The organism is Pseudomonas sp. S2_C03 (genome assembly GCF_054668405.1).
Genome location: NZ_CP162766.1, coordinates 4,633,694 through 4,647,814, shown reverse-complemented (window position 1 = coordinate 4,647,814; position 14,121 = coordinate 4,633,694). Strand labels below are relative to the sequence as shown.

Sequence of the window (14,121 nt, the reverse complement as noted above, 5' to 3'; positions counted from 1 at the left end):
AATGTCTACGGAGAAAAACTATGCAAGCAATTCGTAATCTGGGCCTGGCCCTTGCCGCCCTGGTCGTCGCCGGTTGTGCCAGCTTCACCGATGAAGTCAGCCCGAACCTGCCGCGCAATGCGCAGTGGGGCATCGTGCCGATGGTCAACTATTCGCAGACGCCGCAGGCCGGTGAGCGCAGCGAGCAGATCCTGCTCAGCGTGCTCAGCAGCCGTGGCCTGCAACCGCGTGTCTACCCGGCAAGCGCCCAGGGCGAACAGGCACTGATGGACGACAACGAGCGCCTGGCCGGCGCCCTGGAATGGGCACGCGAGCAGAAGCTCGACTATGTCATCTCGGGCTCCGTCGAAGAGTGGCAGTACAAGAACGGCCTGGACGGCGAGCCTGCGGTGGGTATCAGCCTGCGCGTGCTCGAAGCCGAAAGCGGCCGTGTGCTGTGGAGCAAGAGCGGCGCTCGCGCCGGTTGGTCCCGTGAAAGCCTGGCGGGCACTGCGCAGACCGTCCTCGACAAACTTGTTGGCGCCCTTCGGTTCGAGTAATCGCAATGAATTCTCCCCACATGGATTACAGCCTGGCGCCGCAAGCGAGCGGCCCGGTGTCTTGGCTGGAAACGCTGTTGGTAACCGGCCTGGCCATCGGCCTGGGCCTGTGGCTGACTCCGGCTGACCCGTTGCAGATTCACGGCGGTTTCCCCTGGCCGATTCTTGCGCCGATGCTGCTGGGCGTGCGCTACGGGTTTGTCCGTGGCCTGTTCAGCGCCGGCCTGCTGGTGCTGGCGATGTTTGCCATGCGCCATTTCGGGTTGGCCGGTTACGAGCAGATCGACTCGTCCTTCATCGTCGGCGTGCTGGTGTGCGGGATGCTGGTGGGGGAGGTTCGCGACCTGTGGATGCGGCGCCTGGAGCGTCTGCAAATGGCCAACGAATACCGCCAGTACCGTCTCGACGACTTCACCCGGGCGCACCAGATTCTGCGTGTTTCCCACGACCTGCTCGAGCAGCGCGTGGCGGGCAGCGACCAGAGCCTGCGCAGCTCCTTGCTGGGCCTGCGGGAAAAACTGCGCGTGATGCCCGACGCCGGCGATGCACTGAGCGCACTGGCAGAGCCGATCGTGGCGATGCTGGCCCAATACGGAGCCCTGCGCGTGGCCGGTCTTTACCGCGTCGACGAGCGTGGCGACAAGGTCTTGCCGCAGGCGCTGGCGACCATCGGCGTGATGGGCCCGTTGAGCACCGAGGACGGTCTGGTCAAACTGTGCCTGGAGCGCGGCGAACTGGTGAGCGTGCGTCAGGAGCTGATCGATGCGGGCACCTCTTCGCAGTTCTCGTCCTTGCAGGCATGCATTCCGTTGATCGATGCCGAAGGCCGCTTGTTGGCGATCCTCGCGGTGCGGCAGATGCCGTTCTTCGCATTCAAGGATCGCACCCTGAGCCTGCTGGCCTTGCTCGCCGGGCACATCGCCGACCTGTTGCGTCGCGACCCGCAAGTGCTGCAACTGCCCGATGCACGCGCCCAGCAATTCACCTTGCAGCTCAAGCGTTCCCTGGCGGATGCCGACCAGCACCAGTTACCGGCCGGCCTGTTCGCCTTTGAAATGACCCGCGCCAACGAAGAGCTGACGCGCCTGATGGAGCGCAGCCAGCGTGGTCTGGACTTGCATCTGCCGGTGGTCAACAACCGCGATCACAAGTTGTTGCTGGTGCTCCTGCCGTTGACCAGCCCGCAAGGCACGGAAGGTTACCTGTCCCGAATCAACCTGTTGCTGCATGAGCACTTCGGTATCGAAAGCGACATGCAAAGCCTGGGCGTGAAGGTCATGCCGTTCAATCTAGAGCCTGGCGTCGACCGCCAGGAACTGCGTAATTTCCTGTTCAACGAGTGTGGCCTGAATGATCAGCAAGTGGCTGTTTAGCGCAGCGTTGTTGTTAGAAGGAGGCAGTTGGGCCACGTTGTGGCTGGCGGCCCCCGAGCTGCAGCAATTGCTGATGTTCACCGTCAGCCATGCACTGGCGTGCGCGATGCTGTGTGGCGCGGTGTGGCTGCTGCTGCCGGCGCGCTACCGTGCGCCGTTGCCCTGGAGCCCGCTGTTCATTTTCAGCCTGGCGTTCTTCATTCCGGTGATCGGCATGCTGGGCGTCGTCCTGTCGATCTTCCCGGCGCTGTACCTGCCACGCAAACGCGACAAGCAGGAGTGGCAAGCGGTGGGCATCCCGAGCCTGCCGTATCGCGCGCAACAGCAACTGCATTCGCCGATCTTCGCCGATGGCGGTTTGCAGGACGTGTTGCGTCACGCCCCGGACCCCGACCAGCGCCTGGCGGCCTTGCTGGCCACGCGGCGCATGCAGGGCAAGGAAGCCGTGCCGATTCTCAAGCTGGCCCTGGGCGACCCGAGCGATGACGTGCGCCTGCTGGCGTACTCGATGCTCGACAAGCAGGAGAGCGACATCAACCTGCGCATCCAGATCGCCCTCGGGCAATTGGTGGGCGCCAGTCCCTCCGCCGCCGGCGCGCTACACGGCACCCTGGCGCGTTGGTACTGGGAGCTGGCCTATTTGGGTCTGGCGCAGGGCAGTGTGCTGGATCACGTGCTCAGCCAGGCCAGCGAACATGCCGAGCAAGGCCTGCAAGCGGGCGAGGGCGGTGAGCTGTTTTTGCTGGCCGGGCGTATCGCCCTGGTGCGTGGAGATGTCGAGCGCGCCGAAGTGCTGTTGCACCAGGCCCAGGACAGCGGCATGGACCCGGCGCAGATTCTGCCGTTCCACGCCGAACTGGCGTTCGAAGCCGGGCGCTATCACGAAATCCCCGGCCTGCTGGCGCAACTTCCCGAGAAAACCCGCCAGCGACCACCGTTCGCTGAGCTGGTGAGGAGCTGGACATGAGTCAACAGCAAGAGGCGCCGTTGGCCGACATCTGCCTGCTGCTCGAAGGCACCTGGCCTTACGTGCGCGGCGGCGTGTCGAGCTGGATTCACCAGATGATCCTCGGCTTGCCCGAGCTGACCTTTTCGGTGATGTTCATCGGCGGCCAGCGCTCGGCCTACCCGACGCGCCGCTACGAAGTGCCGTCGAACGTGCTGCACATCGAGGAAGTGTTTCTCGAGGACGCGACCCGACCGGCCAACACCCGCGGCACCCCGCGCGAAGCCGATCAACAGCAACTGATGGACCTGTATCGTTTCCTGCATCACCCCGATGCACCCGAGCCCGCGTTGGGCGAACGTTTGCTCAATTGCATCGCCGAGGGTCAGATGACCCTCGATGACGTGCTGCGCAGCCGTGCGAGTTGGGAAGCGCTGAGCGAGGGCTATCTGCTGCACTGCGCCGACCCGTCGTTCGTCAACTATTTCTGGACCCTGCGCTCCATGCAGTCGCCGCTGCTGATGCTCGCTGAAGCCTCACGCAAGATGCCCCGTGCGCGCATGCTGCACTCGGTGTCCACCGGTTACGCGGGTTTGCTGGGTTGCATCCTCAAGCAACGCTGGAAGTGCAGCTACCTGCTCAGCGAGCACGGGATCTACACCAAGGAACGCAAGATCGACCTGGCCCAGGCCAGTTGGATCGCCGAGAGTTCCGGCCAGGCGCTCAACCGCAGCCTGGATGCCGGCTCGGGTTACATCCGGACCCTGTGGGTACGCTTTTTCGAGCGTATCGGCCAACTGACCTACAACAGCGCCGACAACATCATCGCCTTGTACGACGGCAACCGTCAGCGCCAGATCAAGGACGGCGCCGACGCCTCGCGTACGCAGGTGATCCCCAACGGCATCGACCTGCCGCAATGGACCGCTGCGCTGGAGTCCCGCGCGCCCGGCATAGCGCCAGTGGTGGGGTTGATCGGCCGCGTGGTGCCGATCAAGGACGTGAAGACCTTCCTGCGGGCCATGCGCGGCGTGATCAGCGCCATGCCTGAAGCCGAAGGCTGGATCGTCGGCCCGGAAGAGGAAGACCCGGAATACGTCAGCGAATGCCGCAGCCTGATGGCCAGCCTGGGCCTGGAGGGCAAGGTGCATTTCCTCGGCTTCCAGCGCATCCAGGAAATCCTGCCGCAACTCGGGTTGATGGTGCTGACCTCGATCAGTGAGGCGCAACCTCTGGTGATCCTCGAAGCCTGGGCCGCCGGTACACCGGTGGTCAGCAGCGACGTGGGTTCGTGTCGCGAGCTGATCGAAGGCGGCAGCGCCGAAGACCGCGACCTGGGGATGGCCGGCAAAGTGGTGGCGATCGCCGACCCACAAGCCACCTGCACCGCCATCCTCGAACTGCTGCGCAACCCGCAACGCTGGCACGACGCCCAGGCCAGCGGCCTGCTGCGGGTCAATCGTTATTACACCGAAGCCTTGATGCTGCAGCGCTACCGCGACCTGTATCGGGCCTCCATGGAGAACCGTTAATGGCCGGTATTGGCTTCGAGCTGCGTAAGATTCTCTCGCGCGACTCCTACACCGCAACCTTGCACGCCTATGTCTACGCTGGCCTGATCAGCTCCGGGCCTTGGGTGCTGTCGATCATCAGCGTGATGCTGGTGGGCATCATCAGCCTCGGCCTGGTGATCCCCAACTCGTTGGTGGCGCAGTTTCTGGTGACGGTGACTTACCTCATGGCCACCTCGCTGATCCTCACCGGTGGCTTGCAGTTGTACTTCACCCGCTTCGTGTCCGACCGCTTGTTCGAGCACAAATACGAGCAGATCCTGCCCAACCTGCTGGGCATCCTGCTGCTGGTCACGCTCGCGTCGGGCATACTCGGGGTGATCGTGCTCGGCCTGCTGTTCGATCAGCCGTTGTTGTACCGGCTGCTGGTGGTGGCCAACTTCGTGGTGCTGTGCAACCTGTGGCTGGTGATCATCTTCTTGTCGGGGATGAAGGCTTACAACCGCATTCTGCTGGTGATGCTGGTGGGCTACACCCTGATGGTGGTCAGCGCCTGGCAGTTGGCGTTCCTGAAAATACCGGGCCTGCTGCTGGCGCTGTTGATCGGCCACAGCACGCTGCTGTTTTTGTACCTCTACGACATTCTGCGCGAGTACCGCGCCGAGAAACTGATCGCCTTCGACTTCCTCGACCGCCGCCAGGTGTTCCTCAGCTTGTTGGCCACCGGATTCTTCTACAACTTCGGCATCTGGATCGACAAGTTCCTGTTCTGGTTTAACCCGGGCACCTCCAACCAGGTCATCGGCCCGCTGCGCGCGTCCATCCTCTATGACCTGCCGATCTTCATCGCTTACCTCGCGATCATCCCCGGCATGGCGGTGTTTCTGGTGCGCATCGAAACCGACTTCGCCGAATGGTACGACCGCCTGTTCCGCGCCATCCGCGAAGGCGAAACGCTGCAACACATCGCTTCGCTGAAAACCGAAATGACCCTGTCCATCCGCCAGGGCCTGCTGGAAATCTGCAAGGTCCAGGGCCTGACCGTGGTGCTGCTCTTCCTCTTCGCGCCGCGATTGCTCGACTGGCTGGGCATCTCCAGCTACTACCTGCCGCTGTTCTACATCGACCTGATCGGCGTGAGCATCCAGGTGGTGTTCATGGCGCTGCTCAACGTCTTCTTCTACCTGGACAAACGCAAAGTGGTGCTGGAACTCTGCGTGCTGTTCGCCGCCCTCAACGGCGCGTTGACCCTGTTCAGCATGATGCTGGGCCCAAGCTTCTTCGGCTACGGCTTCACCCTGTCGCTGCTCATCTGCGTCCTCCTCGGCCTGCACCGCCTCTCCGCCGCCCTCGAAGACCTGGAATACGACACCTTCATGCTCTCAAACCGCTAATCCCACGATCCCTGTAGGAGCGGGCTTGCCCGCGATGGTCGTCAACGATGACTCTGGAAACCTGACCCCCCGCAGTGTTCCGACATCCATCGCGAGCAAGCTCGCTCCTACAGAAGCACCAAAAAGGGCCGGCGGTCGGCCCCACTTGAAAGCCCAACCCCCACTGCTAGCCTTGATCACTCGGAGCTGCCGGCACAAGGCGATGTGTTCCGGGCCAACCCTTGATTCGAGCACGACTCGACCCCTCAAGCCGACCCTCGCCCCCTGACGTTCATCGACCCCTGGCGAAGTCTCTGAAACCCTGTCCTGTGATAGCGCCCTGGAGATTTCGCATGAAACCGCAGCAGATCCAGCTCACCCGCATCACCCCCGAATACTGGCGAGTCACCTTCCACAACCCGCCCTACAACATCTACGGCCCCGAAACCATGCCGCAGCTGAACGAGGTGGTCACCGCCCTCGAGACCGATCCACAGGTCAAAGTCGTGGTGTTCGACAGCGACGTACCCGGCTTCTTCCTCACCCACTACGACTTCGTGCCACCGCTCACCGACACCACCAACCTGCCCAACGGCCCGACCGGCCTGCCACCGCTGCCCGACATGCTGGTGCGCCTGAGCAAAGCCAAAGTTGTCTCCATCGCCTCCATCCGAGGCCGCGCCACCGGCGTCGGCAGCGAACTCGCTTTGGCCAGCGACATGCGCTTCGCCAGCCGTGAAAAAGCCATTCTCTCGCAATGGGAAATCGGCGCCGCCCTCGTCCCCGGCGGCGGCCCCATGGCCCGCCTGCCACGCCTCATGGGCCGAGGCCGAGCCCTCGAAGTGCTGCTCACCGGCAACGACATCGACGGCGAACTCGCCGAACGCTACGGCTACGTCAACCGCGCACTGCCCGACGCCGAACTCGACCGTTTCGTCGACACCATGGCCCGCCGCATCGCCCGCTTCGACAAACAATCCATCAGCGAAATCAAACGCCTGGTCGACGCCTCCAGCCTGCCACCCCAAGAAGCCATCGCCGCCGAATGGGACGGCTTCATCGGCTCAGTCCAACGCCCGGCCGCGCAGCAACGCATTGGCCAACTGATGGAACTCGGCCTGCAAGAAAAAGCCGACGTGGAAATACGCTTGGCACACTACACCGGCACCCTGGGTGAATAACCCACAGCAAACCACAGGAGTCACCGTCATGAGCACTGGACTGGAAACCGTTCTATACACCGCCAAAACCCAAGTCGTCGGCGGACGCACCGGCACCGGCAAATCGAGCGACGGCCAGCTCGAAGTCACCCTGAGCTCCCCAGGCGCAGGCAAACCCGGCACCAACCCCGAACAACTCTTCGCCGTCGGCTACTCCGCCTGTTTCCTCGGCGCATTACAGGTCGCCGCCGGGCAACAAAAGGTCAAACTGCCGCAAGACACGGAAGTGAATGCCGAGGTGGATTTGGGGAAAACCAAAAACGGCGAGTTTCAACTGGCGGTGAGATTGGATGTGAAGATCTCCGGGTTGGACGACAAAGTGAAGAAAGAACTGGTGGATGCCGCGCACGAGATCTGCCCGTATTCGCGGATGACGCGGGGGCATGTTTCGGTGGAGTTGAAGGCGTCTTGAAGCTGCTTCACCCCATGGCCTGAGGCTGACAATCACCAGCTTCACATTCAAAAGGGCAGCGTCACAGCTGCCCTTTTTCATTGCGAATCGGCACGAGGGCTAACCGCCAGTCTTCATCGGCGGCCAACGACTCAACACCTTCTGCACATCATCAATCACCGCCTTGCTCATCGACGTCAAATGATGCGCCGCCCAGGCATGACGGTCGCTGTCGCGGGTGTAGGCGGCATCGGCGGTTAGCAGGCGGGCGAGGAAGAGCAGGTCGGAGACTTGTTCCAAGGCGTCGGCCAAGGGCACGCCGCGGTTTACTCGGAAGAGGGGGTCGTTGTTGCAATAGTGGAAAGGGGTTAGGCCGATGGTGGTGAGGCATTCATCGGCGTCTTCGGAGGGAGAAGATGGATCGGTTTCTGATGGGATGTGTGCTTGCTTGTGCATAGATGAAACTCCATATCGCAGAACAAGGAGCAAGTCATCCGGGCTACCAAACCCGATCGCTGTTTTGCAGCGATTGGGGAACGATAAGGCCTGAGTGAAATGGGGGCAAGCCGGCGGATTCTGGAGTGGGTGTAGGGAATGGCGCAGGGGGTTGTGGCTTTTAGAAGTTATCAGATAGGGCGCTTAAACGTTTCCGTTGAAGCATCTTCAACAGTTCGAAACGAAGAACAACAAAATCCGCGAAACCCAGTGATACGGGAGTCTTCCCACCTTTTCCAAACTTTCGGAACAAGAAAGGCCAACTAAGTCTGTGTGCTCGGGGAGGGCAGCCCCCCAAATCGACGCCCACTAATCGCCTCCATCTTTACGCCAATCACCGCTCAGGCTATGGTGCTGGCATAAGGACATGATTTTCTCGTGCTCGTCCATGGAAGGTTTCTGATCAGCTGTAGTGATACTACCGCGCTTCCTTTTCGAATTAGTTGTGCCCTGAGAAACGTATGCCACCAAGATGCAGTCATCGATCGCCAGCTGGCTGACGATTGGTGTTTCATCGTGGGAATTGAACGCGTCACTAACAAACCAAATTGCTTGAATTGAAGGCGGAAAGTATGGATTTTTCGACGCTGTTGCATCTTTGGGGTGTAGCCAGCTCCGAGCAGCTGATCGCACCGAAAATGGTAGTGGGTTTTGTTTTCGTTTTATGCGCCTGGTACTTTTTCCGTTATTTCTGTAGATCCTTCAAACTTGGCAATCAGCTAAAAAACCTGACCAAGCGAGTCCAAGGTGTGAACGCGCTCGCGCCGTCTCAAAGGCGTTCTGAACTCGAACAACTGTTCAAAGGCAGCAGGCTTGAACACTCCTGGCGTGAGTACGCAGAAACATTGCACGACCAGTTTGAGTTTCAGGAGGGTGAGCAAATCCTAGTAAGGTCACGTGCCACTGCCGGTGCGGCGCATTTTTTCTCGCCCCAAAGTGTGGTTGATACACCGCTCGGGACAGAGTTCTATAAACACCTGCCAGGAATTTTGACGGGCATCGGTATTGTCGGAACTTCTTTGGCTTGATGCTTGGCCTTCAGCATTTTGACCCGAGCACGCCGGAACAGGTCAATGCCAGCGTCGATAAGTTGCTCAAGGACGTCTTGTTTGCGTTCATCGGCTCCTTCATCTCCATCATGGCCTCCATAGCCGTCACAATTACTGAAAAGTGGCGTCTGGGCCAATGCTACAAACTCCTAGAAACGTTCAACGAAACCATCGACGGGCTTTTCGATAGCGGTGTCGGCGAGGAATACCTGGCGGAGCTTGTACGCTCGAGTGCTGAAAGCTCAGTGCAAACCCGTCAGCTTAAGGACAGCCTGGTTACCGATCTGCGTGAAATGCTGCAGAACCTGGTGGATACCCAGGTCCGCGAAAGTCTGAAGTTGGCGGAGACTTTATCGACCACTTACCGTGACTCCGGGCAACTGCTGGCCGACCAGGTAAGCGGTGCGATTGAAAACAGCCTCAAGTCGCCTCTTGAAGCTATCGCCGGTGCGGTACAGGCCGCCAGTGGCGATCAATCAGGGCAAGTACAGAACCTTCTTCAGGATGTTCTGGTTGCGTTCATGAATAAGCTCGAGGGTACGTTCGGTCAACAGTTCAACGGCTTGCACGAACTGATGGGCCAGTCCGTTGCTGCCATGCAGTCGATGCAACAGGGCTTCTCGACATTGATCCAGGATATGCGTTCGGCCAGCGAGTCGTCGACTCAAAACAGCTCGACCATGATTGCCCAGTTACTAGCCGATATGCAGGCCGGTCAGAACGCCATGCAAGCGGGGATGAATGAGATGCTCGTCAATCTTCAGGCCTCAGTTGCTCGTATCGGCAATGAAGGGGAAGCACACCTGATTTTCTACGTGGTCGACGCCACCAACCCGCTCAAAGAAAGCCATCAGGACATCGTTCGCTGGGTATTGCGCGATCTCAATAAGCTCAGCTCGACCATCTTCGTTATCAACAAGATGGATGAAGTGGCAGACCTGCGTGACGCCGAAGAATTTCAGCAACAGAGCAGCATCAAGAAGAACAACCTGCTGGATAAACTTCAGCGTTTTGTTGACCTGTCGCCGGCCGAGCGCGAAGCGATCAACGTGGTCTGCGTTGCTTCCAACCCAAACAGCCGCGGGCTGGAGTTCTGGCTTGAGCAAAAGGACCTGTATGACCAGCGTTCGCGCATCAGCGAGTTGAAGCAAGTCACCCAACGGGTGCTGGACGGCAGCGGTCGTGAAACCCTTATCAAGAAGACTGGTATCGACGTCGTTCGTGACGTTCTGGGCAAGAAGATCGCCATGGCGAAGGATGAGCTGATCAAGTTCGAGCTACTGGCTGCTAACCAGCGTCGCGACTCGGCGCGCATCCAGGAAGACATTTCGGAGGGCAAGCGCAAAGTACTTGCCACCGTCGGCAACCTTTACCAGGAGCTTAGTAATCTGGAAAAAGACCTGCTTAACAGTATTCGCACATTGCCTCGTGATCAGGTTCACGCCTTTCTTGAGGCGGAGATCGGTTTCACGAAGAACGACATCGGCGAGAAATTGCGGTTTCGAATCGACCATCTGTTCAGCACGGCGTTCAATCAGTCCTCCACCATCATGAATGGCATCAGCGCCAGCATCGAGCATCAGTTGGACACCTCGTCAGACTTTGCCGACAGCATCACTGCCTCGGCTTTGTCCGCCTCGAGCAGGGCGTTGAGTGCGGTGTCGAAGATTCCCGTCGAAAGCATCAAGAACGGCGTGTTCCTGGCCCGAGAGACCCTGAAAAACCTCACCGGCTACGTTTATAAATTCAAGCCTTGGGAAGCCACCAAACTGGCCGCCAATATAAGCCGTTGGGCCGGGCCGATCGGCGCTGGTATTCAGGTGCTGACCGACGTCATCAGCGTCGCTCAGCAGCAGCGTGCGGAGGCGGAGCTCAAACAGCTACAGAATGACCTCGCTGAAGTAGTCAAGAGCCATTTTGCCGAGCCAATGAAGCTGCTCAAAGATCACGACAAGGTGATGGAGATTTTCGCGCCGCAGATCAAAGCGTTTGAGAAGATCCTGGTCGAGCAAGAGGAAAGCCTGAACAACCTGCATAACCGGCAAACGCAACTGGCGGAGCTGGAGACCCACTTGAGCCAGGCGTTTAGTTCGCAGGCGGTGATTGAAGGGGAATATCGGGTGGTTTGATCGCCTGAGCCTGGCCAGCGTTGTTGGCCAGGCCTACTAGGGTGGGCGTTAAAGCAGTCCTTCGTTATTTAGCTTCACGCGTGCGTAGAAGAGTATGGCAATGGCCGGAATCAATGCCGAGTAGCCTGGTTTGACCGCACTTTTCAAATTGGTGACCGCCGTCCTCATGCGCACAGTTGGTAACAGTGCGCTGAGCGATGGCAGTATCGATGCAGATGCCAATACCAATTCTTTGTTCGCCTTGGAGATCACCGAGCCTGTCTCCCGATACACCGGCGCAGGCGCTTCAGGCGTGGAGAAGTATGACGTTATCGTCAGGCTGGCTGCCAACGCATCCACCTGTTCGAAGTAGCCTTTCTCGGGCGTGGCGCCAACTTGGTGGAGAACTTCCTTGTTTGAAGCGAACGCGTGGCCCTCACCAAAAGAAGACTGGAAGAACTGGCTGATCAGCAGTGCCTCCAATTCGATTACTTGCGCACAATCGTGCAACTCATTCACCAAGTCATAATGCTCTGCGAGCATAAGCAAGATCTGCACGTACTTGAGCCCGCGACCCCTGACCAGATTGACCAAGCAGTGCCCTCCGAGTAATTGCAGCTCCTGGGTCAGCAAATACAACGAATTGTCAGTTTTAAAGCTCGTCCAACTACTGGTACGCAGGTGCTTAACCACCTGGCTACGGATTCGGTCGCTGGTCAGCTCGAGCAGGTCGTACAGCAGATGGTCGGACACAACCGGATCGGGACTCTTTACGATTGCCTGTGCCTGAGTTGACGCTGGTAGGCCGCCTTGATAACCATGAAAACGTGAAGCTCGCAGTACCCTCTCCAAACGCGGCCAATAGTCCGTATGGCCAAATCCGGGCATCTCGACGTTCTTACAGTTATCAACAGGGTTGCGACCTGCACTGGTTTCGCCAAGGTTTAGCAGCAAAATATTGTCGGCGCTCGAAAAGGCGTTGCACAGGCTGCCCTTGATGCGTTTTCCGATTGCAGAGGCTTCTTCCCCCGAGAGTTCAGAGGCAGCAGCCATCAACAGTACGTCACCAACTTCGAGACCGTCAGGAGCCTGTTTGCTTAGCAGCTCGCGCAGAGCACTGATCACCACGCGTCCACCGAGCGAGTGCCCGACCAAGTTCACAGTTTCCACGTAGGGGTGATGCTTGAGAATGTATGCTTCGAGTTGCTTGAGCAGTGTTTTGCCCATGGCGGTGGCGCGTTTGCGGCTGACGTTGAAATGAAAAGCGCGATCGGCGACTGCGGCACCAGCACCGGCAAGGAGGCTGAATCGGCCGGCCGCCAGAATACCTTTAGTGGATAGTTCGTCGAACTGGCTCCAATGGCCCGATGGCCAGAAGGCGAAGATGTTGATGCAGTTGTGTAATGACGATGGAATGTACTTGCGCAGGGAAGAGCGATCTTCCATATCGTGGCCGGCCGAGTACCCGTGGATGAATACGTTTGCAACGGTTCCCGAGCGCTGGGGAAGTGTCAGGAATTTGAACTGGGTGCTCACTCAACATCCTTGCAGGCAGCTGTAGGGAAAAGGGGATGATGGCATTGCGCTATTTTTATGTAAACGAATTCACTTAACAGACAGGGAAGCAGCGAGAGGTGAGCAAAGGTCTCTCACAACAGGTTAAGCCTATGTGCTGAAGTTACTTTTGTTACTGCTACTGCTACGACTGCAACAGGTGGGGGGCTGGGGGCTGTGTCAGGGTAATTACTGCAGGTATTTGCTGTTGGAACTTTCGGGAATTGTCGCCGCTTTCTCTGCCATCGGCCAGCTTCGGGGCATGCAGGTGGACACGTGCGCGGGTCAACTTGAGTGTATTAAGCTGCCCTTTTCCAACAAAGGCTGCTATCGCATCAGCTCGAAAACCACAAAATATTTTCAACAGACCGTATGTCATGATTTCGTCGAGGTGTCGTCTCAGTCCTTTCACCGTTTCAAGGCACTCCTTGGCCTCCACTGGGCGAAGCAGTTCGATGACCATCGGTGCGGAGATTTTAGAGAGCGACGCGCGGTCGTTGAAGGTCCTCGCCATCGCTGAGACGTGATCCTTATCCTTATCCTTATCCTTTGCCTTGATCGTGTCGAGCTGACGGTCGGATAAACGGTGGACTCGAGCAGGCATGAGAGCTACCTCTGACTCCGTTTGGTATTCCAAAAATTGGCACCAGAGAGCCTGAAATACCATTTGGAATACCAAAGGAGCGGCACTCGAAATTCTTCTGCGGAAGGCACTGGCGCTGAGTGCTTGAATTTACTGAACTCCAGACACAAAAAAAGACGCCCAAAGGCGTCTTTTTCAATTGGTGGAGCCGGGGGGATTTGAACCCCCGTCCGCCAGTACTCCGCTGTCGGTACTACATGCGTAGCCGTGTCTATTAAGTTAACCCTCAGCGACCCGACGGGCAGGGTGCTTTGGGCGAGTTGTGTAAGTTTTAGCCGCTTCGTCCACAACGTACTGCACGGCGATTCTGTTCTATATGACAATCACTTTGGGTTTACAGACATCCCCTGATGATTGCTGGACCCGAAGGTACCAGAAGGGAAGAGCTAAGGCTGCTTACGCAGCGAGAGCGTATTCCCCGTAGGTTTCGTCATTGGCAACTATAAGAAGTTGCAACAGTGGATTTACGAGTTCTGTTACCAACTCGGCATGCACCTAAAGTTTCGCAACCGGCGTCGAATCCTAAACGGCCCCGAACCCGTTGCTGCGTGAATCATGTGAGCAACAGGCCTGTGCAGTGTACGACAACGCGGGCCAGAAGGCCAACCCGAAGGTTGGCCTTGAGCGGTTGTCAGTTTTTACCGTCCTTGTTCGAGTTTCTGATTTCCTGAATGGTCTGGGTGGTTTCCGCGATGCATTTCTCTGTGCCTTCCTTGGTGCCCATGGCCTGGTGGGCCTTGGCTTGCTGGACGCTGGCATCGACCCGGGCCTGTTGTTCCGGGGTCTGGATCTGGGCCTTGGCGTTGGCGATGGTTTGCAGGTTGACCTCGCAAAGATCGTCGGTGTTGTTCGCCGCAAACGAGGTAGACGCCATCATGGAAGCTGTAACGAACAGACCTAACAGTACAGAACGTTTCAT

General features: G+C 58.5%; 11 protein-coding genes, 1 other RNA gene and 2 pseudogenes. 9 read left to right on the top strand and 5 right to left on the bottom strand.

Annotated features, from left to right (window positions below):
* The first annotated feature begins 20 nt into the window (after positions 1-20).
* The 7 genes from AB4N64_RS21545 (at position 21) to AB4N64_RS21515 (ending at position 7,374) form a co-directional block, all read left to right on the top strand.
* Positions 21-539, top strand: a complete 519-nt coding sequence (locus AB4N64_RS21545) for a penicillin-binding protein activator LpoB (RefSeq protein ID WP_460118304.1) — start codon at positions 21-23, stop codon at positions 537-539.
* Between the two features lie 5 nt (positions 540-544).
* Positions 545-1,912, top strand: coding sequence for a PelD GGDEF domain-containing protein (locus AB4N64_RS21540; protein WP_460118302.1), 1,368 nt, complete (start codon positions 545-547; stop codon positions 1,910-1,912).
* Positions 1,890-2,879: a HEAT repeat domain-containing protein gene (locus AB4N64_RS21535; RefSeq protein ID WP_460118300.1), complete on the top strand. Its 990-nt coding sequence runs from the start codon at positions 1,890-1,892 to the stop codon at positions 2,877-2,879. The genes AB4N64_RS21540 and AB4N64_RS21535 overlap by 23 nt, the downstream gene beginning before the upstream one ends.
* Positions 2,876-4,390 (top strand): GT4 family glycosyltransferase PelF, encoded by a 1,515-nt coding sequence (pelF, locus tag AB4N64_RS21530; RefSeq protein WP_460118298.1) that lies wholly within the window; start codon positions 2,876-2,878, stop codon positions 4,388-4,390. The genes AB4N64_RS21535 and pelF overlap by 4 nt, the downstream gene beginning before the upstream one ends.
* Positions 4,390-5,763 carry an exopolysaccharide Pel transporter PelG gene (gene pelG / locus AB4N64_RS21525; RefSeq protein ID WP_460118296.1) on the top strand — a complete coding sequence of 458 codons (1,374 nt, stop codon included), beginning with the start codon at positions 4,390-4,392 and terminating at the stop codon, positions 5,761-5,763. Before pelF ends, pelG begins: the two co-directional genes overlap by 1 nt.
* Positions 5,764-6,095: 332 nt before the next feature.
* Positions 6,096-6,923, top strand: coding sequence for an enoyl-CoA hydratase/isomerase family protein (locus AB4N64_RS21520; protein ID WP_460118294.1), 828 nt, complete (start codon positions 6,096-6,098; stop codon positions 6,921-6,923).
* 28 nt (positions 6,924-6,951) lie between these two features.
* A complete protein-coding gene (locus tag AB4N64_RS21515; protein WP_371050729.1) occupies positions 6,952-7,374 on the top strand; it encodes an organic hydroperoxide resistance protein in 423 nt (140 codons plus the stop codon).
* A 99-nt stretch (positions 7,375-7,473) separates the two neighbouring features.
* Here AB4N64_RS21515 and AB4N64_RS21510 read toward each other — a convergent pair whose 3' ends face one another.
* Positions 7,474-7,809, bottom strand: a complete 336-nt coding sequence (locus tag AB4N64_RS21510; RefSeq protein ID WP_460118292.1) for a DUF3077 domain-containing protein — start codon at positions 7,807-7,809, stop codon at positions 7,474-7,476.
* 611 nt (positions 7,810-8,420) lie between these two features.
* On the opposite strand from AB4N64_RS21510, the pseudogene zorA reads away from it, so the two are divergent.
* A pseudogene (gene zorA / locus AB4N64_RS21505) lies at positions 8,421-9,694 on the top strand (anti-phage ZorAB system protein ZorA); the annotation flags it as partial.
* 18 nt (positions 9,695-9,712) lie between these two features.
* Positions 9,713-11,026: a LeoA/HP0731 family dynamin-like GTPase gene (locus tag AB4N64_RS21500; protein WP_460126825.1), complete on the top strand. Its 1,314-nt coding sequence runs from the start codon at positions 9,713-9,715 to the stop codon at positions 11,024-11,026.
* A gap of 48 nt (positions 11,027-11,074) precedes the next feature.
* On the opposite strand, the gene AB4N64_RS21495 is transcribed toward AB4N64_RS21500, so the two are convergent.
* The 4 genes and pseudogenes from AB4N64_RS21495 to AB4N64_RS21480 all read right to left on the bottom strand — a co-directional run bounded on the left by AB4N64_RS21495 (position 11,075) and on the right by AB4N64_RS21480 (position 14,121).
* A complete protein-coding gene (locus AB4N64_RS21495; RefSeq protein WP_460118290.1) occupies positions 11,075-12,541 on the bottom strand; it encodes a DUF726 domain-containing protein in 1,467 nt (488 codons plus the stop codon).
* Positions 12,542-12,923: 382 nt separating this feature from the next.
* A pseudogene (locus tag AB4N64_RS21490) lies at positions 12,924-13,043 on the bottom strand (integrase); the annotation flags it as partial.
* Positions 13,044-13,342: 299 nt separating this feature from the next.
* Positions 13,343-13,736: a transfer-messenger RNA gene (gene ssrA / locus AB4N64_RS21485) on the bottom strand.
* Positions 13,737-13,833: 97 nt separating this feature from the next.
* Positions 13,834-14,121: a hypothetical protein gene (locus tag AB4N64_RS21480; RefSeq protein WP_460118289.1), complete on the bottom strand. Its 288-nt coding sequence runs from the start codon at positions 14,119-14,121 to the stop codon at positions 13,834-13,836.

Coding starts and splice junctions, on each gene's coding strand:
- AB4N64_RS21545 (WP_460118304.1), top strand. CDS start 21: ATGCAAGCAATTCGTAATCTGGGCCTGGCCCTTGCCGCCCTGGTCGTC.
- AB4N64_RS21540 (WP_460118302.1), top strand. CDS start 545: ATGAATTCTCCCCACATGGATTACAGCCTGGCGCCGCAAGCGAGCGGC.
- AB4N64_RS21535 (WP_460118300.1), top strand. CDS start 1,890: ATGATCAGCAAGTGGCTGTTTAGCGCAGCGTTGTTGTTAGAAGGAGGC.
- pelF (WP_460118298.1), top strand. CDS start 2,876: ATGAGTCAACAGCAAGAGGCGCCGTTGGCCGACATCTGCCTGCTGCTC.
- pelG (WP_460118296.1), top strand. CDS start 4,390: ATGGCCGGTATTGGCTTCGAGCTGCGTAAGATTCTCTCGCGCGACTCC.
- AB4N64_RS21520 (WP_460118294.1), top strand. CDS start 6,096: ATGAAACCGCAGCAGATCCAGCTCACCCGCATCACCCCCGAATACTGG.
- AB4N64_RS21515 (WP_371050729.1), top strand. CDS start 6,952: ATGAGCACTGGACTGGAAACCGTTCTATACACCGCCAAAACCCAAGTC.
- AB4N64_RS21510 (WP_460118292.1), bottom strand. CDS start 7,809: ATGCACAAGCAAGCACACATCCCATCAGAAACCGATCCATCTTCTCCC.
- AB4N64_RS21480 (WP_460118289.1), bottom strand. CDS start 14,121: ATGAAACGTTCTGTACTGTTAGGTCTGTTCGTTACAGCTTCCATGATG.